General features: G+C 72.0%; 26 protein-coding genes and 1 pseudogene. 13 read left to right on the top strand and 14 right to left on the bottom strand.

What is annotated here, in order from left to right; all coding sequences use genetic code 11:
- A partial coding sequence (locus tag KDK95_RS26760) for a cation:proton antiporter (protein ID WP_212521067.1) occupies positions 1-1,293 on the bottom strand: 1,293 nt, incomplete at its 3' end.
- A 229-nt stretch (positions 1,294-1,522) separates the two neighbouring features.
- Positions 1,523-2,377, bottom strand: a complete 855-nt coding sequence (locus KDK95_RS26755; RefSeq protein ID WP_212521066.1) for a universal stress protein — start codon at positions 2,375-2,377, stop codon at positions 1,523-1,525.
- Positions 2,378-2,554: 177 nt separating this feature from the next.
- Between KDK95_RS26755 and KDK95_RS26750 the strand changes: the two genes are divergently transcribed.
- Entirely contained in the window at positions 2,555-3,466 is a 912-nt protein-coding gene (locus KDK95_RS26750; RefSeq protein WP_212521065.1) for a universal stress protein, read from the top strand.
- An 83-nt stretch (positions 3,467-3,549) separates the two neighbouring features.
- On the opposite strand, the gene KDK95_RS26745 is transcribed toward KDK95_RS26750, so the two are convergent.
- Positions 3,550-4,101: a universal stress protein gene (locus KDK95_RS26745; protein ID WP_212521064.1), complete on the bottom strand. Its 552-nt coding sequence runs from the start codon at positions 4,099-4,101 to the stop codon at positions 3,550-3,552.
- A 260-nt stretch (positions 4,102-4,361) separates the two neighbouring features.
- Here KDK95_RS26745 and KDK95_RS26740 point away from each other — a divergent pair, with 260 nt between their 5' ends.
- From KDK95_RS26740 to KDK95_RS26705, 8 genes are all read left to right on the top strand, one after another.
- Complete coding sequence (locus KDK95_RS26740; protein WP_212521063.1) at positions 4,362-4,964, top strand: 2-oxoacid:acceptor oxidoreductase family protein; 603 nt, start codon at positions 4,362-4,364, stop codon at positions 4,962-4,964.
- Positions 4,961-5,296: a BON domain-containing protein gene (locus KDK95_RS26735; protein WP_212521062.1), complete on the top strand. Its 336-nt coding sequence runs from the start codon at positions 4,961-4,963 to the stop codon at positions 5,294-5,296. The genes KDK95_RS26740 and KDK95_RS26735 overlap by 4 nt, the downstream gene beginning before the upstream one ends.
- The gene (locus KDK95_RS26730; RefSeq protein WP_212521061.1) at positions 5,293-6,189 is read left to right on the top strand and encodes a universal stress protein; all 897 of its coding nucleotides are present in this window, start codon (positions 5,293-5,295) and stop codon (positions 6,187-6,189) included. The genes KDK95_RS26735 and KDK95_RS26730 overlap by 4 nt, the downstream gene beginning before the upstream one ends.
- Complete coding sequence (locus KDK95_RS26725) at positions 6,173-7,042, top strand: universal stress protein (protein WP_212521060.1); 870 nt, start codon at positions 6,173-6,175, stop codon at positions 7,040-7,042. The genes KDK95_RS26730 and KDK95_RS26725 overlap by 17 nt, the downstream gene beginning before the upstream one ends.
- A gap of 105 nt (positions 7,043-7,147) precedes the next feature.
- Entirely contained in the window at positions 7,148-7,336 is a 189-nt protein-coding gene (locus KDK95_RS26720; RefSeq protein WP_249161934.1) for a metal-sensitive transcriptional regulator, read from the top strand.
- A 130-nt stretch (positions 7,337-7,466) separates the two neighbouring features.
- A complete protein-coding gene (locus KDK95_RS26715) occupies positions 7,467-7,868 on the top strand; it encodes a DUF302 domain-containing protein (RefSeq protein WP_212521059.1) in 402 nt (133 codons plus the stop codon).
- 46 nt (positions 7,869-7,914) lie between these two features.
- Positions 7,915-8,091, top strand: coding sequence for a DUF8730 family Cys-rich protein (locus KDK95_RS26710; RefSeq protein ID WP_212521058.1), 177 nt, complete (start codon positions 7,915-7,917; stop codon positions 8,089-8,091).
- Positions 8,092-8,187: 96 nt separating this feature from the next.
- Positions 8,188-8,613 carry a pyridoxamine 5'-phosphate oxidase family protein gene (locus KDK95_RS26705; RefSeq protein WP_212521057.1) on the top strand — a complete coding sequence of 142 codons (426 nt, stop codon included), beginning with the start codon at positions 8,188-8,190 and terminating at the stop codon, positions 8,611-8,613.
- A 96-nt stretch (positions 8,614-8,709) separates the two neighbouring features.
- Here the strand turns inward: KDK95_RS26705 and cydC are convergent, their stop codons facing one another.
- The 4 genes and pseudogenes from cydC to KDK95_RS26685 all read right to left on the bottom strand — a co-directional run bounded on the left by cydC (position 8,710) and on the right by KDK95_RS26685 (position 14,479).
- Complete coding sequence (gene cydC, locus KDK95_RS26700) at positions 8,710-10,422, bottom strand: thiol reductant ABC exporter subunit CydC (RefSeq protein WP_212521056.1); 1,713 nt, start codon at positions 10,420-10,422, stop codon at positions 8,710-8,712.
- A 61-nt stretch (positions 10,423-10,483) separates the two neighbouring features.
- Positions 10,484-11,986: pseudogene (cydD, locus tag KDK95_RS38380) on the bottom strand (thiol reductant ABC exporter subunit CydD); the annotation flags it as partial.
- A 44-nt stretch (positions 11,987-12,030) separates the two neighbouring features.
- On the bottom strand, positions 12,031-13,038 hold the full coding sequence (cydB, locus tag KDK95_RS26690; protein WP_212521055.1) for a cytochrome d ubiquinol oxidase subunit II: 1,008 nt from the start codon (positions 13,036-13,038) through the stop codon (positions 12,031-12,033).
- Between the two features lie 37 nt (positions 13,039-13,075).
- Complete coding sequence (locus KDK95_RS26685) at positions 13,076-14,479, bottom strand: cytochrome ubiquinol oxidase subunit I (RefSeq protein ID WP_212521054.1); 1,404 nt, start codon at positions 14,477-14,479, stop codon at positions 13,076-13,078.
- Between the two features lie 551 nt (positions 14,480-15,030).
- Here KDK95_RS26685 and KDK95_RS26680 point away from each other — a divergent pair.
- Positions 15,031-15,498: a hypothetical protein gene (locus KDK95_RS26680; RefSeq protein ID WP_212521053.1), complete on the top strand. Its 468-nt coding sequence runs from the start codon at positions 15,031-15,033 to the stop codon at positions 15,496-15,498.
- Between the two features lie 294 nt (positions 15,499-15,792).
- Here the strand turns inward: KDK95_RS26680 and KDK95_RS26675 are convergent, their stop codons facing one another.
- The 3 genes from KDK95_RS26675 to KDK95_RS26665 form a co-directional block, all read right to left on the bottom strand.
- Complete coding sequence (locus KDK95_RS26675) at positions 15,793-16,761, bottom strand: dihydroorotate dehydrogenase-like protein (protein ID WP_212521052.1); 969 nt, start codon at positions 16,759-16,761, stop codon at positions 15,793-15,795.
- Positions 16,762-16,894: 133 nt separating this feature from the next.
- Positions 16,895-17,446 carry a GNAT family N-acetyltransferase gene (locus KDK95_RS26670; RefSeq protein WP_212521051.1) on the bottom strand — a complete coding sequence of 184 codons (552 nt, stop codon included), beginning with the start codon at positions 17,444-17,446 and terminating at the stop codon, positions 16,895-16,897.
- A 127-nt stretch (positions 17,447-17,573) separates the two neighbouring features.
- Positions 17,574-19,226, bottom strand: a complete 1,653-nt coding sequence (locus KDK95_RS26665; protein WP_212521050.1) for a serine/threonine-protein kinase — start codon at positions 19,224-19,226, stop codon at positions 17,574-17,576.
- Between the two features lie 213 nt (positions 19,227-19,439).
- Between KDK95_RS26665 and KDK95_RS26660 the strand changes: the two genes are divergently transcribed.
- A complete protein-coding gene (locus KDK95_RS26660) occupies positions 19,440-20,879 on the top strand; it encodes an outer membrane protein assembly factor BamB family protein (protein ID WP_212521049.1) in 1,440 nt (479 codons plus the stop codon).
- Between the two features lie 125 nt (positions 20,880-21,004).
- Here KDK95_RS26660 and KDK95_RS26655 read toward each other — a convergent pair whose 3' ends face one another.
- Complete coding sequence (locus KDK95_RS26655) at positions 21,005-21,781, bottom strand: enoyl-CoA hydratase (RefSeq protein WP_212521048.1); 777 nt, start codon at positions 21,779-21,781, stop codon at positions 21,005-21,007.
- A gap of 122 nt (positions 21,782-21,903) precedes the next feature.
- The gene (locus tag KDK95_RS26650; protein ID WP_212521047.1) at positions 21,904-22,278 is read right to left on the bottom strand and encodes a hypothetical protein; all 375 of its coding nucleotides are present in this window, start codon (positions 22,276-22,278) and stop codon (positions 21,904-21,906) included.
- Between the two features lie 239 nt (positions 22,279-22,517).
- Here KDK95_RS26650 and KDK95_RS26645 point away from each other — a divergent pair, with 239 nt between their 5' ends.
- Positions 22,518-22,880, top strand: a complete 363-nt coding sequence (locus tag KDK95_RS26645) for an ArsR/SmtB family transcription factor (protein WP_212521046.1) — start codon at positions 22,518-22,520, stop codon at positions 22,878-22,880.
- 16 nt (positions 22,881-22,896) lie between these two features.
- On the opposite strand, the gene KDK95_RS26640 is transcribed toward KDK95_RS26645, so the two are convergent.
- A complete protein-coding gene (locus KDK95_RS26640) occupies positions 22,897-23,634 on the bottom strand; it encodes an ABC transporter permease (RefSeq protein ID WP_212521045.1) in 738 nt (245 codons plus the stop codon).
- Positions 23,631-24,353 carry an ABC transporter ATP-binding protein gene (locus tag KDK95_RS26635; RefSeq protein ID WP_307844680.1) on the bottom strand — a complete coding sequence of 241 codons (723 nt, stop codon included), beginning with the start codon at positions 24,351-24,353 and terminating at the stop codon, positions 23,631-23,633. Before KDK95_RS26635 ends, KDK95_RS26640 begins: the two co-directional genes overlap by 4 nt.
- Positions 24,354-24,547: 194 nt before the next feature.
- Here KDK95_RS26635 and KDK95_RS26630 point away from each other — a divergent pair.
- On the top strand, positions 24,548-25,000 hold a 453-nt coding region (locus tag KDK95_RS26630), incomplete at its 3' end, for an RNA polymerase sigma factor (RefSeq protein ID WP_212521043.1).

Raw genomic sequence — 25,000 nt, 5'->3', positions numbered from 1 at the left:
GTCCGGGGCGCCGATGCCGCGGGGGCGGCGGGGTACGGAGGCGGTGGCGCTCTCGCGCAGGTCGGGGACCGCGGCGGCGGTGCGGCGGTACCAGTCGGCGTAGCGACCGGAGAGGTACACGGCTGACGCGCCGTGCAGCAGGATGCTGAGGCCGACGGTGATCGCGATCACGCGCTCGATGAGCTCGGCGGCCTGGACGTGCTCCTCGACGACGAGCAGGCCGAGCACGATCGAGGCCAGGCCGCGCGGGCCGAACCAGGCGATGTACGCCACCGTGGGTACGCGCAGCTTGCTTCCGGCCAGCGCCAGGACGACGGGGATCATGCGTACGACGGTCAGGCTCAGGGCCGCGTAGCCGACGATTCTCCAGCTGAGGTGTTCGAGCGCCGGGCCGAGCAGGACCGCGCCGAAGATGAGCAGGCTCAGCATGGCCAGGAGACTGCCGAGATACTCGGAGAACTCGGCCGTGCGGACGTCTTCCGGCAGCTTCGCCTCGTCGTCGCGCATCCCGGCCGCGACCGCCAGCCCGCCGACCCACGCGGCGATGAATCCGCTGCCCTTCGTGGCGACGGCCAGCGCGTACGAGCCGGCGGCCAGGGCGAGCAGGAGGATCTCGGCCCATTCGCGGCCGATCCAACCGCGCTGGTACGACAGGCTCAGCGCCCGGCCGCCGATCCAGCCGACGGCCACGCCGATCACCGTGCTCAGCACGAGCGCGCGCCCGAACGTGCCGCCGGTGCCCTCCTGTGCGTACGACGTGCCCGGGACGCCCGCCAGGAAGAGCACAAAGAACGGGAGCACCATGCCGTCGTTCAGTCCGCTCTCCACATTCAGCGTCTGACGGATCGAACGCGGCACGCCCGGGTTGGCGATGGCGCTCGCGCCCAGCGCGGCGTCCGTCGGGGCGAGGATCGCTCCCACCAGTGCCAACTCCCAGTGGCTGAGCCCGGGCAGCAGCGGCCAGGCGAGCAGCCAGCCGGCGGCGATGCTCAGCGGCAGTCCGACGCCCAGGAGCCGGCCGGGCAACGTGGCACGGGCACGCAGTTCGGTCCACGGCACGGCCATGGCATCGGTGAACAGGACGAGCGTCAGGGCCGCTTCCAGGGCGCTGAGCAGCGGGCCCTTGTCGTGCTCGAGATTGACGACGTTGAGGGCGATCGGGCCGAGCAGCACGCCGAACCCCGCGAAGACCATCGCCGACGAGATCGGCGACTTCGACAGCCGCAGGGACCCGAGCGCGTACACGGCCGTGACGCCGGCCACCGCCGCGCCCGCCCAGCCCGTGTCGCTCACGAAAGGTCCGCCATCGCGTCGGCATTCATTCCCGGTGCGGCAATTGTTCCTCAGCGGCATGGTATGCACCGCGGAGCGACACGCGCCTGTTCGCGACGCCGTACCCCATCCGGCCGTGCCTCCAAGGTAACTCAATGGCCTGCCACGTACGTCCCAGAGGTCGCGTTGATCTGACGGCGCGCTATAGCTGAGGACGGCGGCGGGACCGACCGCACGACGGTTCGCGAGGCTATTCGGCGCTCCAGACGAGCGGGACGATGGCGACCGGGCACCTGGCCGCCAGCAGCAGCTCGTGCAGGATCGGTCCGATCCGGCCGGTGCGCGGCAGCCTGCCGCGGTGTGCGCCGACGACGACGAGGTCGGCGTCGCGGGACTGCTCGACCAGCACCTTCGCTGGATCACCGCGCACTACCGCGGTCTCGGCACGGACCCGATACTGCTCGGCGTGCGCGGCCTTGAGCCAGGCGGCGATGCGCTCCTGCGCGTGCCGTGCGGTGATGTCGGTGTCGCTGATGTACGTCGAGTCGTGCAGCGGGTAGGGCGCCCACGCGTGCACCACGCGCAGCCCGCCGCCCGCGCCCTCGGCGTGATCCAGGGCGTAGCGCAGAACCTGCGTGCAATCGTGCTCGTCATCGACGCCGACGACGCTCGGACCCCGGTGCGCGGCGGCCGCGTGGCTCCGCGGGACGACCACCAGCGGGCAGTGCGCGTGCGCGGCCAGGTGGAAGCTGACCGAACCGAGCAGCAGGCCCGCGAAGCCACCGCGCCCACGCGAGCCGACCACCAGCAGCGCGGACTCGCGCGAGACGGCTTCGAGCTCACGCACCGGGTCGCCGACCAGCGCGTCGCGCTCCACCACCAGACCGGGATGCGCCTTGACCAGCCGCGTCTCGATCTCATCCAGCAGATCGAACGCATCCTCGTCGGACGCGGAGTCGGCCACCGTCAGCACCCGCAGCCGCCTGCCGCCCCGCAGCGCCTCGCCCGCCGCCCAATCGGCGGCATCCCGCGCGAAATCGGACCCGTCCACCGCGACGGCCACCGGCCGTCCCTCGTACGCGTCGGGGGTGAACAGCTCGGACATGATCGCCTCCTGATGACCTGCGCTCTGTTCGACACCTCCAGCGTCACGCGGGCGCGCACCCGCGGGCAGGGCCCTCAGGTCCGCCCCGCCCGGGACCATCGCCCCTGACCGGACGGCTCACCGGGCGAGACCGTGCAGGGGAGAGAACGACTCACCCCGAGGCATCTGGAGCCTGCCATGAGCGAGAACAACGAGATCAGGGAAGAGGAGAATCCGCGCCGCCCCGTCGTGGTCGGTGTGGACCGCTCGGAGAACGCCGTCAGCGCCGCGCGGTGGGCCGCGCGCGAGGCCCTCGCCCGCCGGGCGCCGCTGACCGTGGTGCACGCCCTGCACCTGCCGACCGACGCTTCGCTCCCCCTCGAGCCGCCGGAGTTCGCACAGAAGGAGCGCAAGGCCGGCGGCGAGTTCGTCGAATCCGTCGCCCGCGATCTGCGCGCCGAGTTCCCCGGCCTGGAGATCGCCACCGAGGTCTCCGACCTGACGGCCGCCCGCACGCTCAACACCCTGAGTCTGGACGCGGCGCTGGTGGTCACCGGCACCCGGGGACACGGCGGGTTCGCCGGGATGCTACTCGGCTCGGTCAGCCGCAGGCTCGCCGCGCACGCGCACAGCCCGCTCGCCGTGGTGCGCGGCCACGAGCCGGAGGAGTCGATCGACGAGGTCGTGGTCGGCGTCAAGGACGAAGAGTCCGCGGCGGCGATCCGGTTCGCGTTCGACGCCGCCCAGCGCTACGGATCGACCCTGCACGCGATACGCGCCTGGAACCCGCGGCCCGCCTACGCCGCGCCGACCGGGCCGTACTTCGCCGAAATCGAGGAGTTCCGGGCCCAGGAGCGCAAGGCGATCGACGCGCTGCTCACGCCGTTCCGCGCGGCGTTCCCCTCCGTGAAGGTGGAGATCACCGCGGCGCGCGGCAACCCCGTGCCGGTGCTCGTGGAGACCGCCCGGGACACGCGGCTGATCGTCGTCGGCTCGCACCGGCACCACGGACCGCTCGCCATCGGCGCCGGCTACGTCGTCGAGGGCCTGCTCGCGCACTCGCCGACGCCGGTCGCCGTCGTCCCGATCGCCTCGACGATCGCGCGCTGAGCGCGGACGGTCGCAAGTGCGCAGCCTCGCGGGGCGGGTCCGGAAGGACTCGCCCCGCTGGTACCGCCGCCGGGTGCCGCGTGTCAGTGGTGCGCGAACGGGATGCGGCCCTGGTACGGGTAGAGAGCCCGGCCGCCGATCGCCGCCTCGTGCCGCTCGCCGGTGCTGTCGGCCGCGGAGGGCGCGGCGGCCGGCTCCGGCACGATCACGACCGGGCATTCGGCGGAGGCGACGCAGGCCCGCGCCACCGGGCCGAGTTCCGGCGCCGGCCGGTAGGCGTCGCCGAGCCCGTGGTGGTGGCCGCTTGCCTGGCCGAGCACGAGCATCCGCGCGCCGCGCGACCGGTGCACCAGCACCCGGCCGGGCACGCCGACCTCGAAGACCCGCTCCACCGGGCCGACACCCGCCCGCCTGATCAGCTCCTTGATACGCTCGACGGCCTCGTCGGGCGGAACGGCCGGGTGCGCGCCGGACTCCGAGTACACGGCTTCGGCGCCGCGCAGGTCGACGACATGCACCGCCTCGAGCGGGGCGTCGTGCACGGACGCCTCCCTGGCCGCCCAGATCAGGGCGTGCACCGAGGCGTCGGTCAGGTCGAGCCCGACGACGACCGGGGCCGCGTGGATCGTGGTCACCGTGATCAACTCCTTTACGTCCGCTGCGCCGGGCGGCGGACGGCTGCCTCCTGGCTCCTCCCCAGCTTGACCCCGCGCCGGCGATCTGGCCAGGGTCTATCGCCCCGTCGGCTCGGGCGCCCGGACCAGGGCGTCCGAGCGGCGGGTTCGGACCGGGAGGTCGAAGGTCCCGGGGAGCCGGGACCCGACGACTCTGCCCCCGGCGGCCCGGCGCGGCGGACGATGCCGGTGAGGGCCGGAGACGAGAAGCGGAGACGAGCATGTACCGGATCAGAGTTCACGGACGGACCGGCCAGGGTGTCGCCACCACAGCCGAGTTGATCGGCTGGGCCGCGATCTACGACGGTCACGTCGCCCTGGCGACTCCCGGCTTCGGCTCCGACCGCGCGGACGCCACGGTCGACGCCTACTGCCGAATCGACGACGCGCCGATCGGCGGCCTCGAACCGGTCGACGCCCCGGACGCCGTGCTGGTCCTCGACGCGAAGCTGCTCAACCGGCCCGGCCTGCTCAGCGGACTCCGCCCCGGCGGTCTCGCCCTGGTCAACAGTCCGGCCCCGCTCACGCTGCCGGACCTGCCGCAACTGCGCACCGTGCCCGCCACCCGCATCGCCCTCACCCACACCGGACACGCGGTGGCCAACGTCCCGATGCTCGGCGCCTTCGCCGCCGCCTCCGGAATCGTCAGCCTCAAAGCCGTGCACACCGCCATCGAACTGCGCTTCTCCGGCCCGGTCGCTCGCGACAGCCGGGAAGCCGCCGACGAGGCGTACGCCTACATGACCGCCGCCGCGCGCGAGCCCGACGCCGTCGGGTTCGACGTGCCGGGCTCCGTCGCCGCCAACGGGAAGGCCCGATCATGAATACCCCCATCGTCCACAGCCTGAAGCGGCGCGACGAGGAGATCCGCGCTGAGGTGCACGCGCTGCTGGCCGACCGGTTCGGCTACATACCGCAATGCTGGACCGTGGGCGTACGCGATGGCGTGGTCAGCCTTCGCGGCGACCGGCCTTCCCGCGGCGACGCGCTCGCGGTGCGCACGTGCGTCCACCAGATCGACGGCGTCGTCTCCGTCGAGGACCGGCAGACGTACGCCACGGACCAAGCGCCCGGCCCGAGTGCCCGGGAAGCGCCGCAAGCCGCGCAAGCACCCCAAGCCCGGGTAGACGCGCGTCGTGGAAGGAGCCTCGGATGACTGAGCATGTGCCGGTGGGGCGGGTGCTGGTCGGGGTGGACCCGAGTCGGCATGCCGCGCGGGCTGTGGACTGGGCGGCGGGTGAGGCCGCGGACCGGCGGATGCCGCTGCATCTGATCCATGCGCTCGGGCTGCCCACGGATCGCGCCGGCGCCTCGATTCCCGCGGAGTACGCGCTCGCCGGCCGCTCCGCCTCCGAGGTGCTGCTCGCGCAGCTGGCCGACCGGGCGCGGCGGGCCCAGCCGGGGCTGAACGTGACGACCCAGACCTCTGACTTCGGCGCCGTCGAGACGCTGACCGGGCTCGGCGGGCACCACGACTTGATCGTCACCGGCACGCGCGGGCACGGCGGGTTCGCCGGGCTGCTGCTCGGGTCCGTCAGCCTGCGCACCGCCGCGCACGCGCACTGCCCGACCGTCGTCGTGCGCGACACGCCCGAGGAGGCGCCGCGCGCGGAGATCGTGCTGGGCGTCGAGCGCGGCCAGGACCCGGCACCGATCCGCTTCGCGTTCGAATCCTGTGCGCGCGTCGGCGCGCGCCTGACCGTGGTCCGGGCGTGGCTGTCCGCGCCGTCGTACGGCGGCCACTTCCTGACCGACCAGCCGGCCACCGAGGCCGAGCACCTCGCCGACGTCGAGAAGCTGATCGCCGGCGTGCGCGCGCAGCACCCTGATCTGCAGGTCGAGATCCGGATCCTGCGCGGGAACGCGGTTCCCTCGCTGATCGACGCGGCACGCGGCGCCCGGCTCGTCGTCCTCGGCGCGCACCGCCGCCGCGCTCCGCTGTCGGTCGGCGTGGGCTACGTCGTGCAGGGACTGCTCGCGCACGCCGAGACACCCGTCGCCGTCGTACCCATCACCGCCCGAGGAGCCGACGATGAGCACGAGCACTGAGAAGATCGGCCGGATCCTGGTCGGTGTCGACGCCTCGGAGAACGCCGTGCGCGCCCTCGACTGGGCCGCGTCGCTGGCCGCCTCGCTCGAGGCCCGGCTGACCGTGGCACACGCCCTCGACCTGCCCGATCCGATCCAGGCACCGCGGAGCACCGAGACCACCGGACACCGCGCGCGGCGCCACCGCGAGGGCGAGCGCATCCTCGCACGGACCACGAAGCGCGCCCGCGAACGGCACCCGGGCCTGCAGGTCGTGGCCGAACTGTCCGAACGCGAGCCCGCGCAGGCACTGGCCGCACTCGCGCTCGACGCCGACCTGCTGGTCACCGGCACCCGCGGACACGGCGGCTTCACCGGCATGCTGCTCGGCTCGGTCAGCAACAAGCTCGCCGCCCACGCCCCGTGCCCGATCGTCGTCATCGGCATCGACGTACCCTTCGAAACCCGGCCCGAACTCGTGCTCGGCATCGGCATCGGCAAAGACGAGGACCCCACACCCATCGAATACGCCTTCCGCCTCGCGACACTGCTCGGCCTCTCCATCCGCGCCGTGCACGCCTTCCAGCCGGAGATCGCCTACGGCGGCTACTACGCGGAGACCGAGCCGGCCATCGCCGAGGACGTCGAGACGCTGCTCAAGCCGGTCCGCGAGAACCACCCCGACACCGAGGTGACCATCGACCCCCGCCAGGGCGTGCCCGTCCCCACCCTCGCCCAAGCGGCACGCGGCGCCCGCCTCATCGTCGTCGGATCGCACCGCCGACGCGGACCGCTCTCCTTCGGACCCGGACACATCGTCCACGGACTGCTCTCACACGCCGACACCCCGGTCGCCGTCGTCCCGATCGGCTGAGGCGGGCAGGCCGCGTTCCCCGGGGCCGGAAGCCGCGGCCGAGTCTTCGCCCATCGATACCCCCTAGGGTATAGTGGGCGGTACGGACGAGGAGAGGACCCGCTGATGCAGATCGAGACCGACACCGTCGCGCAGGTCACCAAGCGGCTGCGCCGCGCCGAGGGGCAGATCCGCGGCGTGATCGCGATGCTGGAGTCCGGCCGCGACTGCGCCGAGGTCGTCACGCAGCTCGCCGCGGTCTCCCGCGCCCTGGACCGGGCCGGGTTCGCGGTGATCGCCAGCGGGCTCGAGTAGTGCGTGTCCTCGGCGGACGAGGCCGAGCGCGCCGAGAGTGTCGCGAAGATGGAAAAGCTCTTCCTCTCCCTGGCCTGACCGAACAGCCGAACCGGTCCTCGACCGATCCGGCCCGCGAAGGGAGCTCCCCATGGCCTACGGAACCGCCGTCACCGTCGACCGCCCGTACTCCGAGGTCGTCGACCAGGTGCGCGCCGCCCTCCAGGAGCAGGGCTTCGGCGTGCTCACCGAGATCGACGTCCAGGCGACCCTGCGCGAGAAGCTCGGAGCGCAGCTGGAGCCGTACCTCATCCTCGGCGCCTGCAACCCGCCCCTCGCCCACCGCGCGCTGTCCGCCGACCCGTCCATCGGCCTGCTGCTGCCGTGCAACGTCGTGGTGCGCAGGCAGGAGGGCCGTACCGTCGTCGAAGCCCTCGACCCGAACATCATGGTCGAGGTCACCGGGGACGCGACCCTCTCGCTCATCGCCGCCGAGGCGAGTGTGAAGCTCAACGCGGCCCTCGAAGCCGTCTCCGAGAACCGCACGGCGTAGCAGGACTCTTCAACCCGCAGCCGCCTCAACCCGGAGGACCATGTCCATGTGCCAACGCGCCACCTGCCGGACCTGCGGCAAGGCCACCTACCGCGGATGCGGCAACCACGTCGAGCAGGTGCTCGCCGGAGTGCCGCGCTCCCAGCGCTGCCAGTGCGGCCCGACGGAACGCGGCTCCGGCGGCGGACTGCTCTCCCGCCTGCTCGGCTCGCGCAGAGCCTGACCGTCCGCAGGACCCGAGCCGAGGCGGGACGAATGTCCGGGCGCACCGTGCCGATGGCCCCTGCCAGCGAGAACGCGGCTGGACGACCATCTATACATGGATACATCGGACGTGAAGAGCCTGGAATCGCTGGACCGCGACGAGGCGGTCGAACTGCTCGGCAGCGAGCAGATAGGGCGGCTCGTCTACACGCGGCGGGCACTGCCGGCCGCGACACCGGTCAACTATGTCGTGCGCGACGGCGCGGTGTGCTTCTGGACCGCCTCGGCCGGCACGCTCGCGAAGGCCGTGCACGGGGCCGTGGTCGGCTTCGAGGTCGACCGCGTGGACCCGGAGACGCGTACCGGCTGGTCCGTGCTCGTGCTCGGGATCGCGGAGGTGACGACCGATCCGGAGGAACTGGAGATCGCGCGCGTGTTCGGCCCGCAGCCGTGGGCCCCGGGCCGGATGGAGTACCTCATCAGGATTCCGCTCGCCGAGGTCACCGGACGCCGGATCACCCCGTGGTTCAGCTTCACCTAGCCGGGAGCGCGGCCGCGGCCGCGACTGCCCCGATCCCCGGGCAGCGCGTCTTCGCGGCTGAGCTCGCTCATGCCGAGCCGAGATGGGACGCGTCCATCAGGCGATCCTCACCAGTTCGTTCTCACGTTTCTGGTCTTCGGTGGCGGGCGGTTCGCCCGCGTCGTGCCGGATCCACAGCACGGTTCGCCCGTCGAGCCGCGCACGCAGCCTGTCCAGGACGGCTGCCGCCGTATCCGCGTCCAGATGCGCGGTCGGCTCGTCGAGCACGAGTACCGGCGCACGGCTCAGCAGGCCGCGCGCCAGGCAGATGCGCTGCCCTTCGCCGCCGGAGACCGCGTCCCCGGCCACCCCGACCGGCGTGTCCAGGCCGTGCGGCAGACTCCTGACCCATGTACCGAGACTGACCGCCTCCAGCGCGTCCCAGAGGTCGTCCTCGCTCGCGTCGGGGCGCCCGATGCGCAGGTTCTCGCGGATCGTCGCGTCGAAGAGATGCGCGTCCTGGTCCACGACCGTGACGATCTCGCGCACGCGGCCGGGGTCGGCGGCGCGCAGGTCCGTGCCGTCGATCCGAACGCTGCCGTGCACCGGATCGAGGAACCGGGCGGCCAACGCGGCGGTCGTGGACTTCCCGCTCCCACTGGGGCCGGTGATCACTGCCTGCTCCCCGGCACGCAGACGGAGGGAGACGTCACGCACGGCCAGCCGCGTCGTGTCGGGCCACGATGCGGCGACGTCGTCGAACTCGAGCACGGACGTCGAGGTCCATGTCAGGTCGGCGGGCCGATCAGGTACGGCGACCACCGGCTGGGCCTGCATCGCGGCGCTCAGCCGACGCCACGCGCTCACGCCGCGGTCTACCGCGCGCGTCGCATCGGGCAGCGGGGCGCAGAGTTCGAACAGCGCGAGCGGCGCAAGCACGAGGGCCGCCGCCACGGGACCTCCCACCTGGCGCGCGGACACAGCGTGCGCGCACAGCCCGGCCAGCACCGCGCACGTCGCGCCGGAAGCGAGCGCGATCAGGCCGGCGACGATCCCCGCGCCGAACGCTCCGCGTCGTTCGAGTGCGGTCAATCGGGCGTCGTCCGCGACGACCCGCCCGGCCTGCTCGTCCGCCGCGCCGAAGGCCACGAGATCGGGCAGCGTGTCGAGGAGGCCGACGACGTTCGCGCTCATCACGGCCCTGGCCTGCGCGGTGCGGGCCTCCGCGCGCCGGGCCAGCCGGCGCGTGACAGCCGGAGCGAGCCCGACGGCCACGCCGATCCCCGTACCGAGCACGAGCGCTGCGGCGGGGAGTGCGGCCGCCTCCGCAACCAGCAGCCCGATGCACGCAGCCACCACGCCGACAGCGGGCAGCAGAGTCTTGAGCAGCACGTCTTGGACGGCTTCGACGTCGGCCGTCATGCCGGACAGCAGCTCGCCGCCGCTCGCGCCCGCCATGCCGGCCGGCGCCCGACGCACGAGTCCGCGGTACACGCGCACCCGCAGCTCCGTCAGGATCCTGAGAGTCGCGTCGTGGCCCGCGAGGCGTTCGCCGTAACGCAGCACGGCGCGGCCGAAGCCGAAGGCCTGCACTGCGGCGATTCCCACTTGGAGCGTCAGGACGGGGGGATGCGAGGCGGCCGTGGCGATCAGCCAGGCGGATGCGCCGGCGAGCCCGATTCCGCAGAGCGCGGCACCTGCGCTCAGACCGCCCGCGCCCAGCAGGCGCCAGCGGAGCCGCTTCGTGCCTCCGGGCCTCCGGCGGCGGAAGTTCTGCGGGCGGACCCGCTGCCGCGGCGCTCGGCGGCGTGGTGCCCGGCGGTGCGGCACCGAGCCGGACGACCTCGTCGCAGAGGTCGAGCAGGAGCGGCCGATGCGTGACCACGAGCGCGGTACGGCCCGGCAGCCAGGTGCGCAGCGCCTCGACGATCAGCTGCTCGCTGCGCGGGTCCAGGTGCTCGGTCGGCTCGTCGAGCAGCACGATCGGGGTGTCCTTGAGGATCGCGCGGGCCAGGGCCACGCGCCGGACCTGGCCGCCCGAGAGCGCCAAGGCCCCCTCGCCCAGCGGGGTGTCCAGCGGGAAGTCGATTCCCGCGCGGGCCGCGGCCTCGGCGACCGCGCTCTCGTCGCTGTCCGGCGCGCCGAGCCGGATGGCGTCGGCGACGGTGTCGCCCGTCAGCCGAGGGCGCTGCGGGACCCATGCCACCTCGGCTCGCCACTTTTGCGGATCGAGCTCGCTCAGATCGAAGCCGCCGACGGTGATTCGGCCGGTCGAGGGCCGGTCGAAGCCCAGGAGCAGGTGCAGCAGCGTCGACTTGCCCGCGCCGCTCGACCCCACCAATCCGGTGACCCGGCCCGGCGCCGGCGCGAGATCCACGGCGGCACGTGCCGCGTCCGGCCTGTCCTTCCGGCTGACGGTCACCTGCTCGAAGCGGATCCGAAGGTCGCCGGGAGCCGCGCGGCCACCCCGCGCCCGCGCCGCGTCGTCCTCGGTGAGGCTGAACACCTGGTCGGCGACGGCCAGCCCCTCGGCCGCCTCGTGATAGCGCGCCCCGACCTGACGCAGCGGCAGGTACACCTCCGGCGCGCACACGAGCACGAGCAGGCCGGTGCGCAGGTCGAGCGATCCGTCCGCGAGCCGCAGGCCGATCGCCGCGGCGACGAGCGCGACCGAGAGCATCGCGATCAGCTCAAGCACGAGCGAGGAGAGGAACGCGATCCGCAGCGTGCGCATCGTGGCCCGGCGGTGGGCGTCGGCGGCGCGGCGGATCTGCCGCTCCTGTCCCCTGGTCCGGCCGAACGCGGCCAGCGTCGGCAGCCCGGCGACCACCTCCAGGAAGTGGCCGCCGAGGCGCTGGAGCGCGGTGAACCTGCGGTCCATCTCCGCGCGCGTGCGCAGGCCGATGAGCACCATGAACACCGGGATCAGCGGCACCGTCACGGCGATGATGACCGCGGACAGCGGGTCGGCTGCCAGGATCCGGATCCCGATCAGCGCGGGCACGACGGCTGCCAGCGTCAACTGCGGGAGGTAGCGCGAGAAGTACCCGTCCATCGCCTCGAGGCCGCGCGTGGCCAGCACCGCCGACTCGCCGGTGCGCTCCCGGTCCGCCGCCCGGATCGGCCCGCGCACGAAGCGGCCGATCAGGTCCGCGCGCAACGCGGACTTCACTCGGGCGCCCGTGCGGACCGCCGCCACCTCGCGAACCCACGACAGCAGTGCCCGCCCTGCGCTCGCCGCGACGAGTCCGAGCACCGCGTCCGTGGTCCGCGAGCCGGTCGCGGCGTACGGCGCGGTGACGAACTGGCTGATCACGTCGGCGAGCAGCGTCGCCTGAACGATCAGCAGCACCGCGTCGGCCACGCCGAGGCCCGTCAGCGCGACCAGCAGCATGCGCACCGGCCGCGACGCCCGCAGCAGGCGAGGATCGACCGGCTTCACGAAGCCGCGCCGATCAGGCGCTTGCGGAAGATCCAGTACGTCCAGCTCTGATACAGCAGCACGAACGGCGTGAAGATCAGCGCGACCCAGCTCATCACCGTGAGCGTGTAATGGCTCGACGACGCGTTCTCCACGGTCAGGCTGTACGCGGCGTTCGTCGTCGAGGGCATCACGTCGGGGTGCAGCGCGAGGAAGAGCGCGACGGTCGTGGCCACGATCGCCAGTCCGGTGCCGGCGAAGGCCCAGCCGTCACGGCCGCGCCACGTCGCGAGCAGCCCGCCCACCAGCGCGAGCGCCGCGAGCACCGACACGCCGAGGACGGCGGCGAAGTCACCGTGGCCGCCGGCGTGGACGTGGGCCAGCGTCCAGCCGAGGAAGCCGACTGCGCACACGGCGGCGACCGGCCCGAGCCAGGCCACCTCGCGGCGTGCGCGGTCGCGGAGGTCGCCTTCGGTCTTGAGCGCGAGGAAGACGGCTCCGTGCAGGACGAACACGCTCAGCGTCGTCAGCCCGCCCAGCAGCGCGTACGGGTTGAGGAGGGTGAAGAACGAGCCGGTGTAGTTGTGCGCGGCGTCGATCGGCACCCCGCGCACGATGTTGCCGAAGGCCACGCCCCACAGCAGCGCGGGCACGAACGCGCAGACCGAGTGCACGACGTCCCAGCGCCTGCGCCATACCGGATCAGACTCCTTGTTCCGGTATTCGATGGCGACGACCCGGAGGATCAGGGCGACCAGGATCAGCAGCAGCGCCAGGTAGAAGCCGCTGAACAGCGTGGCGTACCACTGCGGGAACGCCGCGAACGTCGCCCCGCCGGCCACCAGCAGCCACACCTCGTTGCCGTCCCAGACCGGGCCGATCGTGCGCAGCATCAGGCCGCGCTCGGCCTCGTCGCGCCCGAGGCGGAACAGCAGCGCGCCGACGCCGAAGTCGAAGCCCTCCAGCAGGAAGTAGCCGCACCACAGCACCGCGATCAGCGTGAACCAGAGGTCCTGCAGACTCATCGCAAACTCTCCTAGTCTCTAGTGCCGTTGCGGCGACTCAGTGCGCGAATCCGAGCTGCGGCTCGGGCGCGCCCGTCTCCGGCGGCTCGGCGGCGGCCGGTTCCGGTCCCGAGCGCGCGGTGCGCATCACCAGCCCGACCTCGATCACGGCGAGGACCGCGTAGAGGACGGTGAAGGTGATCAGCGAGGTCCAGATCGTCGCCGCGCCGACCGTGGGCGATACGGACTCCCGCGTGGTCAGCACGCCGAAGACCGCCCACGGCTGCCGGCCCATCTCGGTGAAGATCCAGCCGAAGCTGGCAGCGAGCGGCGCGAACAGCACGCCCCACACCGCGAACCGGTAGAACCAGCGCCGCTCCGGCGCCGGCGTGCGTCCGCCGCGGGTGAGGAAGAGCCCGACGAGGGCGAGCAACCCCGCCACCAGGCCGAATCCGATCATCAGACGGAAGGACCAGTACGTCACCGGGATGACGGGGGTGTAGACGCCGGGCCCGTACTTGGCGACCTCGGCCGCCTGGACGTTGTCGATCCCCTGCACCTGGCCGTTGAACGACCCGGTGGCGAGGAAGGAGAGCAGCCCGGGCAGGCGGATGGACCAGACCTCGGATCTCCCGTTGAGCGAGCCGATCGTGAACACCGAGAACGAGGCCGGCTGCGCGGAATGGTAGAGCGCCTCGGCGGCGGCCATCTTCATGGGCTGCTGCTCGGTCATGATCTTGCCGTCGATGTCGCCGCTGACGGCGGTCATCGCGCACGCCACGAGCGAGGACCACAGGCCCAGCCGCAGTGAGGGCCGCATCACGTCGGCGTGCTGGCCACGCCGCAGGTGCCAGCTGCTGATGGAGACCATCAGCATCCCGGCGATCAGGAACGCCGCCGCGATGGTGTGCGCGAAGGCGACCAGCGCCGTCGAGTTCGACAGCACCGCCCAGATGCTCGTCAGGCGCGCCGTGTGCGTCGCGGGGTCCAGCACGAAGCCGACCGGGTGCTGCATCCAGGCGTTCGCGGCGAGGATGAAGTAGGCGGAGAGCATGGTGCCGATCGCGGCGAGCCAGATGCAAGCCGTGTGCACGGCACGCGGCAGCCGGTCCCAGCCGAAGATCCACAGTCCGAGGAACGTGGACTCCATGAAGAAGGCGAGCAGGCCCTCGATCGCCAGCGGCGCGCCGAACACGTCGCCGACGAACCGCGAGTAGGCGCTCCAGGCCATGCCGAACTGGAACTCCTGCACGATCCCGGTCGCCACGCCGAGCGCGAAGTTGATCAGGAAGAGTTTGCCCCAGAACTTCGTCGAGCGCAGATAGTGGTCCTTGCCGGTGCGCAGCCATGCCGTCTGCAGCCCGGCGACGAGGAACGCCAGGCCGATCGTGAGCGGGACGAATAAGAAGTGGTAGACGGTGGTGATGCCGAACTGCCATCGGGCCAGCAGCAGCGCGTTCACGGGTGGGTCCTCTCACGGCGTCGAAGCAGCCGCGAGCGGCCGCGGCCAGCCACACGATGCCTCTCCGCGCGCCTCCGAGGGGAGGGCTGATGGACCCGGCCGACCGGGCCGAAGGTCCCGTCGCGCACGGACGGCGTCACGATTCGCCCGCTTTCGCGCTGATTGCCGCGAACGTACCCTGAGGAGGAAGGCACCCGAGGTGAGTGAGGCGAGCGCGAAGGTGGAAAGGCCGCTCCGGCGAATCGTGGTGTGGGCCGACGGGTGTCCCCGCGCGGCCTCGTGGGCCGCACGTCACGCCGCGGCCCGAGCCCTGCCCCTGCACGTCCTGCACTTCCCCCGGGTGGTCGCCGCGGCCGGCGCGCTGCCCGAGACCGGCTCCCATGGGTTCGCCGCGGACTCGGGCGCGGTCGACACGCTCGACGTGGTCCGCGCGGTCCACCAACTGCGGGCGGCGCACGCGCACCTGACCGTCACGGTCGAACTGGTCCAGGACGGCCGCACGAGTCCGGACCGGCGGCTGGGGCGCAGGCGAGGGTTCGGAGGCAGCACGCGTGCCCGTCGTGATCATCCCCGAGCGGCGGCCGGCCCGCGGCAACGGCGCCCGCCGCGTGCTGCTGATGATCGGCCGGCGCCTCTCGCCCGCGGCCGCGACGTTCGCGTTCGACGCCGCCGAGGATCTGGCCCTGCCGCTGGACGCGGTCCGCATCGCGCCGGACGACGGCGCCTTCGGCGACGACTACTGGATCGACCCGATGCGCTCGTGCCTCGTCTCCGAGCCCCACCTGCGCGACCACCTGTCCGCGCTGCACGACAAGCACCCCGGCGTACGCACGTCCTTCTCCACGCTGCGCACGGAGCCGTGGATGACCCTGCGCGCGATGGCCGACGCCGCGCAACTGGCCGTACTCGACGAGAGTCCGGAATGCGCGGTCGACCTGCACTGGTTCCTCGAGCGCGGCCTATGCCCGGTCGCGGTGATCCCCGAGGACTGGACCGCCCCGACGGAGCCGACCGGCTGAGGCTCCGCGGAGCCGACCGGCTGAGGCTCGGCGGAACCGACCGGCTGCGTCCCGGCCGTCCGGCGGACTTCAACATTCCCGGCTTTGCCGTCTGAGCTCTGCCTCACTCCGCTCCAGCTGTCCGGGCAGGGGCTCCGCTCCAGCCGTCCAGGCTGCGGCCTCACTCCGCTCCAGCCGTCCAGGCTGCGGCCTCACTCCGCTCCACCCGTCCAGGCTGCGGCCTCACTCCGCCCCACCCGTCCACGCTGCGGCCTCACTCCGCTCCACCCGTCCAGGCTGCGGCTTCACTCCGCTTCAGCTGTCCGGGCTGTACTTCGCCGTGGCCTGCTGGAGCGCGTTCAGGTAGCCCGCGCGGTCCTGGAGGTCGGTGTGCCCGCCGACGCCGTGCCGCGCGACGGGCTCGGCGAGCAGACCGCGCACCTCGCCGAGGCCGTTGAAGCCCTTGCGCTGCATCCAGCCCTTCAGGCCGTAGAGCAGCTTGTCGACGTGCTCGGGCCCGTAGCGCAGCAGCGCCGAGGTCGTCATCACCACATCCGCGCCCGCCAGCAGGTACGCCGCGACATCGGCCGCCTGGTCCACTCCGGTGCTCGCCGCGAGCGAGGCCCTCACGCGGCCGTGCAGAAGGGCGATCCACGTGCGCGCGAACGCCGCGTCGGCGGACCGGGAGAGCTCGAAGGTGTGGTCCACCTGCAGCGTCTCCGGGTCGATCCCGGTCTGCATGAACCGGTTGAACAGCACCAGCCCGTCCGCGCCGACGTGATCGAGCCGCAGCGCGACGTCGCCGGGCGAACTGAACGTCGGCGCGATCTTGACCGCGACCGGGATGCTGACGGCGGCCTTGACGGTCGTCAGGACCTCCACGTGCCGCTGCTCGATCTCCTGGCCCGAGGTGAGCGGATCGGCCTGCGGGAAGTAGAGGTTGAGCTCGATCGCGCTCGCGCCCGCCTCCTGCATCGCCGTCGCGTAGTCGGTCCAGCCCCCGGTCGTCGAGCCGTTGAGGCTCGCGATCACCGGCACGTCGACCGCGTCCACCGAGTACCTGATCAGCTCCAGGTACTCGGCCGGACTACGCCGCTGGCCGCCGGGAGGCGGATATCCGCCCTCGTGCTCGAACTGCTCCTCGAACAGCGAGGCGAGCACCACGGCTCCGACCCCTGCGTCGGCCAGCCGCCGCACCCCCTTCGAGTTCCGGGCGTACGGACCGGCGGAGGCGACGATCGGATTGCGCAGCTCCAAGCCCATGTACCTGGTCGTGAGATCCATGACGTCTCCCGCCTTCGCTCTCCGCGGCTTCAGTCCAGTACGTCCAGTCGAACACAGGGTCCGCCGGCCCGCCAGGGACGTCGGGGGCGGCGCGGTAGGGACCTTCGGCCCTGCTGCGCGGTCCGCCCGCCGCTCAACTCCGAAGGAGAGCCAGCTCGTTCTCCCGCTTACTCGGATCGGCCGGAACCGGCACCGAGACGCCGGTGCGCTTGAACCCGACCTTGCCGTACATCGCCTCCGCCCGCGCGTTGTCCTCGTGGACGAACAGCCGCACCCGCTCGATCCGCGGCTCGCTCAGCGACCACGACCACTCCAGCGCCGCCCGAAACAGCTCCTCGGCAACCCCCGTCCCCCGCGCCGCCTGTTCGACGAACACCCCCACGACGTGCGTCTGCGCCACCTCGGGAACCTCCCCGAAGATGCCCTCGACCCCCGGCCGCTCGACGAGCACGGAGACCGTGCCGATCCAGCTCCCGTCCGCGGCCTCCGCCACGAACTGCCTGGCCGACTTCCCCTCAGCCGCCCCGGCCGCCCGCTCCTGCCAGAACTCGTCGGGCCGCGCCACCGCCTGCTCGTACGTCTCAAGAAACGCCAGATGCGCGACCGGATCCCGCAACGCGGCCAGCCGTATCGCCCTGACCTTGGTCCAGTCCTCGCCGCGCACGGCCCTCACGATGTGGTTCATTCGGCGATGATCGCATTCGCCGCCGAGCCGTTCAACGCGATTACGAACGTCGACGGTCCCATATACATCTATTGTCATACATATCCATGTCGAGAGACCGACCGTGCGAGAGCCGCGCAAGGTCCCGTCATTTGGACCTCCCACGGTTGGTGGACCACGCGCGCGCCACCACGGCGTTGGCCAGCAACATCAGCCAGCCGCCCGGCAGGATGACGCTGTGCAGGTAGAGGGAGCTGTTGTTGCTGTCGGTGACCTTGAACACGTCCGTCGGCAGCGGTCCGATGACGGTGATCACCGCCACGACGGACAGCCACGCCCAGCCGACTACGTAGGTGAGCCGGGCGTAGCCCCGCTCATCCTGGGTCTCGACGTTCCAGAGAGGGAGAAGCAGGGCGAGCACGAGCAGTACCGCGGTACCGATACCCAGGACCGCCACCGCCGACCAGTCCGAGACCGCCGTGCCGCCGACCGGCTCCTGCCGCGTCCACGGATGCAGCAGGTCGAAGCTCTCGATCACGGACCCGACCTCGGTGCCGGTTGATTTGTCCATCCAGCGCTCTGACATGGCCGGGAAGAAGTTCCCGCATACGTAGGCTGCGATAGCGACAGCCATCAGCGCCAGGTAGGCGGGCACGTTGGTGATGGACAGGGCCGATTGTGCGGACTGTTTCTTCGCCGCCGGGCCTGTTGCCGCGGAGTTCTTGGTGTTGGCGGGTTGCGGCGCCTTCCCCGCACTGGGCACGTTCGTGGCCTTAGCTGCGTCCGGCGCCTTAGCTGCGTTCGTGGCCTTAGCTGCGTACGTCGCCTTCGCATTCGTCGCCTTGGCTGCGTCCGTGGCCTTCGCTGCGGTCATCGCCTTCGCATTGGTCGCGTTCACGGTCTCGGTTGACCACGTCGACGTCCCGGTGCTGTGCATGTTCGCGGCGCGCGGCGGGGTCCGCGCCGGAGCGGGACGCGGGCGCGGCGGCGGCGCGGTGAGAAGCGCTATCGCCTTGTCGATGCTGGGCCGGTCGGCGGGGTTTTTCGCCAGCAGCGACTCGATCAGCGGCGTGAGCGGCCCCGCGTTCCGCAGCGGCGGGTGCGGTTCGAAGGCGACGGCCGCCATCGTCGCCATGACCGAGTCCCGGCGGAACGGCGACGAGCCCTCGACCATCTCGAACAGGGTCGCGCCGACCGAGAACAGGTCGCCCGCGGCGCCGTTCGCGTTCGGGTCGGCGCCGAAGCGTTCCGGGGCCATGTACTCGAGGGACCCGATCAGCATGCCGGTGGACGTGAGCGCCGTGTCGGCCCGGCGCTTCGCGATGCCGAAGTCGGCGAGCAGCACCTGCCCGTCGGCGGCGAGCATGATGTTGGCCGGCTTCACGTCGCGGTGCACGATGCCGGCCGCGTGCGCGGCCTTGAGCGCCTTGAGCACGCCGAGGGCGATCTCCGCAGCTCGGGTGGGTTCGATCCGGCCGTGCCTGGCGAGTTCCTGGGCCGCCGATCTGCCGTCGACGAGCCGCATCACCACCCAGGGCAGACCATCCTCGGTGACCACGTCGTGCACGGCCACGACGTTGGGCTCGTTGCGCAGCGCGGCCGCGTTCCTGGCCTCCTGCTCCGCGCGGGCCACGAGCTTCGCCCGCTCGGCGGACCCCGCGTCCGGATCGATCTTGATTCGCTTGATCGCCACGTCCACGTGCAGACGCTCGTCACGCGCCCGCCACACCTCCCCGAACCCGCCGGCCGCGAGGACTCCGAGCAGGCGGTATCGACCGCCGATCATCCGGTCTGACACCACGGGCAGCCCTTCTCATCGACACGGGTAGTGCCGCCGAGCGTACGAAGCCGGCCTCGGGACCGGTCCCCCGGAGCATCTCGACGGGGACCTCTCGGGCCGCCCCCACCAATAGATCCCGTATGCCGGTCTTCAATCAGGGCACTGGGAAAGCTTGGGAAAGGCTTTCCGCCCGAGCGGGGCGCGAGGCGCGCGGCGCGGTGCCAGACTGGCCGGATGAAGCGTCGTCCACGCACGTTCCGGACATCGGCGGTCGCCGGCGCCTGCTGGCTGGGCGCCGCGGTGCTGGCCGCTACTGCCGCCTGCGCGTCGTCCGGGGAGAAGTCCGCGGATCCGGCGTACAGCGGGCCGGCGAGCGGGAGCTCGAGCAGTACGGCGGGGGCCGCGCAGGACGGCGTGCCCGGGGAGTGGATCACCTACAACGGGGGCAACGGCCGGCAGGGCGTGGTGACCACGTCCCCGGCGACAGCGGCGGCGGCGACCTCCTCGGCCGCGAAACCCGCGATCGCGTGGCGGGCGCGGCTCGACGGCGCCGTCTACGGACAGCCGCTGCTGGTCGGCGGTCGCATCCTCGCCGCCACCGAGAACGACTCGGTCTACGCGCTCGACGCCGCCAGCGGGCGGGTGCTGTGGCGAACGCACGTCGGAACGCCGCAGGCCCTCTCAGCGCTGCCGTGCGGCGACATCGACCCCCTCGGGATCACCTCGACCATGGCGTACGACCCGGCCACCGGCTCGCTGTTCGCGCTGGCCGAGACCGATGGCGGCCACCACACGCTCTACGCGTTCGACCCGGCCACCGGAGCCGTCCGGTGGCAGCACGGGGTCGAACCGCCGTCCGGCACTCCGAAGGACAACCAGCAGCGCGCCGCGCTCACGGTGGCGTTCGGGCGCGTGTACGTGCCGTTCGGCGGACTGGCCGGGGACTGCGGCGACTACATCGGCTCGGTCGTCGGCACGCCGGCGGACGGTCAGGGCACCGCGCAGGTCCATTACTCCGTGCCCACGACACGCGAAGGCGGCATCTGGGGTCCCGGCGGCCTGCTCAACGTCGGGGGCACCCTTTACGCCGCTGCAGGCAACGGCGCCTCCATGACGACCTTCGACGGCAGCGACTCGGTCATCGCGCTTAGCCCGGACCTGACCCGAACCGACTACTTCGCCCCCTCGACGTGGGCTCAGGACAATGCGAACGACCAGGACCTCGGCTCGCTGAGCCCCGTGTCCGTCAGCGGCCGGATCCTGGCGCTGGGCAAGCACGGCACGGCGTACCTGCTTGCGGCCGACCGGCTCGGCGGCGTGGGCGGGCAGCTCACGCAGACGCAGGTCTGCCCCGCGTTCGGCTCAGGAGCCGTCGTCGGCAGCACGGTGTACGTGGCCTGCCAGGACGGCGTGCGCGCCCTCGACGTGACGAGCGAGGGCATCTCGATCGTCTGGAAGTCGCCGGTCGCCGCGAACGGCTCGCCGACCGTCGCGGGCACCTCTGTCTGGACCGTCCGCTACCCGGCGGGCACCCTTTACCGGCTCGACGCGGACACCGGCGCCGTCACCGGGCAGCTCGCGCTCGGCACCGTCCCGCACTTCGCTTCGCCCTCGCTCGGCGTCGGCCGCGTGTATGTCGGCACGATGGACGGCGTTGTCGCCGTCACCGGGTGAGAGTCGAGCCGGGGCTTTGGGGCGACGCGGGGTGCAGTCCGATCGCAGATCCGGAACTGCAGCGCCTCCGCGGCTCAGACCAGCAGAGCGAGACGTCGTAGCGGGGATGCGCCGGGACGGCGCAGTCAGCGGCCCTCGAAGTTCGGCGGCCGCTTCTCGGCGAACGCCGCCATCCCCTCCTTCTGGTCCGCGGTGGCGAAGGCGCCGTTGAACAGGCGCCGCTCGAAGTAGACGCCTTCGGCGAGGGTGGTCTCGAACGCCCGGTTGACCGCCTCCTTGGCCATCAGCGTCGCGACCGGCGACATCTCGGCGATCGTGGCCGCGAGCTTGACCGCCTCGTCCAGCAGGTCGGCGACGGGCACGATCCGCGCGACCAGACCCGAGCGCTCGGCCTCCTCGGCGTCCATCATCCGGCCGGTCAGCACCAGGTCCATGGCCTTCGCCTTGCCGATCGCGCGGGTGAGCCGCTGCGTGCCGCCCATGCCGGGGATGACGCCGAGCTTGATCTCCGGCTGGCCGAACCTCGCCGTGTCGGCGGCCAGCAGGATGTCGCACATCATCGCGAGCTCGCACCCGCCGCCGAGCGCGTACCCGGCCACGGCCGCGACCACCGGCTTGCGCAGCCGGGTGAACGCCTCCCAGCCGGTGAACAGCCCGCTGAGGTACGCGTCGGCGAACTCCAGCGAGGCCATCTCCTTGATGTCCGCGCCGGCCGCGAACGCCCGCTCGGACCCGGTGAGCACGAGCGCCCCGACCTCCGGATCGCGGTCGAACTCCCCGGCCGCGGCGACGACCTCGTCCATGAGCTGCGTGTTGAGCGCGTTGAGCGCCTCGGGCCGGTCCAGCGTGATCAGCCCGACGCGGCCCCGCCGCTCCACCTTGATCGTCTCGTAGCCGGTCATACGGTTCGCTCCCTGAGGTACTCGGTGATCGCGGAGGAGTCCCACGCTACCCGCCGGGACACTCGACGCCGTACTCGAAGCGATCGTCATACTTCGACCCGCGGGCCGCGCGCGGCGCCGCGCTAGAGCTCGAGGCTCTCGTCGACGACCTGGAGCTGGCGGCGGGCGAGGGCGAGGTTGCCGCGGGTCTTGTCGAGGGCGAGGTAGAGGAAGAGCCCGGCTCCCTCGCGGCTGTGCAGCGGCCGGATGAGGTGGAACTGGCGGCCGAGGGTGATGAGGATGTCCTCGATCCGGTCATCAAGGCCGAGAAGCTCCATGGTGCGCATCTTCGCCTTGACGACCTCGGTGTTGCCCGCCGCGGCGACGGTCACGTCAAGGCTCTTCGACGCGCTGGCGCCGGCCAGGGTCATGCCGCTCGTGTAGTCGACCAGGGCGGCAGCGAGGGCGCCTTCGATGTTCATGACGTTCTTCAGTGCGATGTCGATCCCTGCTGCCATGGGCGTTCCTTTGCTCAAGAGTGACGACCGGGGTCGCGACTCACGTTAGGACTCGAAGGTGCTTAAGGTTGAAGGGTTCTGCAATTCGCCAGGTTCGCCACGGCGCGAATCCGCGCGCGGGGGCGCGCGCCGGGTGCGCGCCACGGGCAGGTTCCGGTCTTTGGCCGCGAAGCGGCGTGATCTACGTCCGGCTCCTGCCAAGATGATGTCGGTCGAGGTTCAGGAGGGATTCCACGCCGATGCCGATACCGCTCTACCGCGTCAAGGCGGACTTCTTCCGCGTGCTGGGCCATCCGGTGCGCATCCGCGTCCTCGAACTCCTCTGCGCCGGCCCGAAGCCGGTGCGCGATCTGCTGGCCGATACCGAGATCGAGTCCCTCGCGGTGTCCGCGTCGAGCCTGTCCCAGCAGTTGGCGGTGCTGCGGCGCTACGGCATCGTGACGACGGCACGGCACGCCGGCAGCGTCGTCTACATGCTGGCCGGACCGGACGTCTCGGACCTGATGATGGCGGCGCGGAGGATCCTCACCGAGATGCGCGCGTGCGAGCACGACTCGCTTGAGCAGGTCGGCGTGGCGGGCTACTCGTACTCCCGGCACTAACCGCCGTCGTGCTCCGTCACGCGGAACGGCGGCGGAGGGTGGCGGCGCCGAGGGCGAGGGCGAGGACGGCGCAGCCGGCGAGGATGAACAGGTCGCGCACGATCAGGGAGCTGACGCCGGATTCCGCGGTGAGGCGGTTCATCGCCTCGACGGCGTATGAGAGCGGCAGGACGTCGGAGATCCAGCGGAGCACGGGGGCCATCGAGTCGCGCGAGGCGAACAGGCCGCAGAGCAGGAACTGGGGAAGGATGAACGCGGGCAGGAACTGGACGGCCTGGAACTCGGTCGCGGCGAAGGCGGAGACGAACAGGCCGAGGGCGGTGCCGAGCAGTCCGTTGGCGAGCGCGACCAGAAACAGCAGCCAGGTCGGTCCGGCGACGGTGAGGCCGAGCGGCCCGAGCGTGAGTCCGAAGACGACGAGGGCCTGGACCAGCGCGAGCAGGCCGAACGCGAGGGCGTAGCCGAGGAGCAGGTCGAGCTTGGCCAACGGCATGGTGAGCAGGCGTTCGAGAGTGCCGGAGGTGCGTTCGCGCAGGGTCGCGACCGAGGTGATCAGGAACATCACGATCAGCGGGAAGATGCCGAGCAGCGGCGCGCCGGTATGATCGAAGACCGCCGGCTCGCCGTCGAACATGTACTTGAGCAGCGTCATCAGGACACAGGGCACGACGAGCAGCAGCGCGATCGTGCGCGGATCGTGCCGCAGCTGGGTGAGGACGCGGCGGGCGGTGGCGATGGTCCGGACGGCGCTCATGCCTGCGTCCTCTGCTCGGCGGAAACGAGGGTGAGGAAGGCTGACTCGATGTCGGCGGCGCCGGTCTCGGCGAGCAGCGCCTGCGGGGAGTCGGCCGCGATGATCCGGCCCTCGCGCATCAGCAGCAGCTGATCGCAGCGCGACGCCTCGTCCATGACGTGGCTCGACACGACGAACGTGACCCCGGTGTCAGCCAGCCGATGGAACAGATCCCACAGGTCACGGCGCAGGACCGGGTCGAGCCCGACCGTCGGCTCATCGAGGATCAGCAGCTCCGGCGTTCCGAGCAGCGCGGCGGCGAGCGACACCCGCGCGCGCTGGCCGCCGGAAAGCCGGGCCACGAGGTCGCGCTCCCGGCCGGTGAGCCCGACGAGCTCGATCACGCGCGCCACGTCGCCGCGCGGCGCGCCGAGCACGGCGGCGAAGTAGCGCAGGTTCTCCTCGACGGAGAGGTCCTGGTAGACGGACGGCGCCTGCGTCACGTAGCCGACCTTCGACCGCAGCGGCGCGCTTCCGGCGGGAAGGCCGAGCACGCTCACCTCGCCGGAGGCGATCCGCTGCACGCCGACGAGGCACCGCAGCAGCGTCGTCTTGCCGCAGCCGCTCGGCCCGAGCAGACCGGTCACGCTGCCGGCCTCGATGCGCAGCGTGACGGACGGCAGCACCACGAGCCCGCCGCGTTCGACGTGCAGGTCGGTCACGCTAACCGCGGAATTCACGACGCGATTTTCGACGCGCGGGACGAGCCCTGTCAATCTCCGAAGACGGGGTGGCGCGGCCTGGGCACCCGTCCCCGATACCGCGGATTCGTGCGCGCCTCCCGTCCGGCCACGTTAGGGTGATACCTCGCCGCGCCCGCCGCGACTCGGGAGGGGGCGCGACCGGATCGAGGGCTGCGGAGAGGAGCGCGCGAGTGAGCGGGGAGCTCGACGCGGCCCTGGAAGCAGCACGGCTCGGCAGGGCCGACGGGGTGGCCGTGCTGTGGCGGGCGCTCAATCCCCCGCTGGAGCGCTACCTGTTCGCGCTCGTCGGCCAGTCGGCACCGGACGTCGCCTCGGAGACGTGGCTGCAGGCGGCACGCGACGTGTCCGGATTCCGCGGCGACGCGGCCGGGTTCCGCGTCTGGCTATTCCGAATAGGCCGCAACCGAGCGATCGACGAGCAGCGGCGCGCCGGCCGGCAGCACGAAGACCTCCTGGCCGAGCTGGGCGAGTTCGCCGGCGCCGCGCCCGACACGGCGGTGGTGGCCGAGGAGCGCTGGGGCACCGACCGGGCGATGGCACTGCTGGCGCGGCTGCCGCGTGATCAGGCCGAGGCCGTGCTGCTGCGATCGGTGGCGGGCCTGGACGCGAAAGAATGCGGCCGA

Source organism: Actinospica acidithermotolerans, from assembly GCF_018139625.1.
GTDB lineage: Bacteria > Actinomycetota > Actinomycetes > Streptomycetales > Catenulisporaceae > Actinospica > Actinospica acidithermotolerans.
This window is presented reverse-complemented; position numbering and strand designations above follow the sequence as displayed.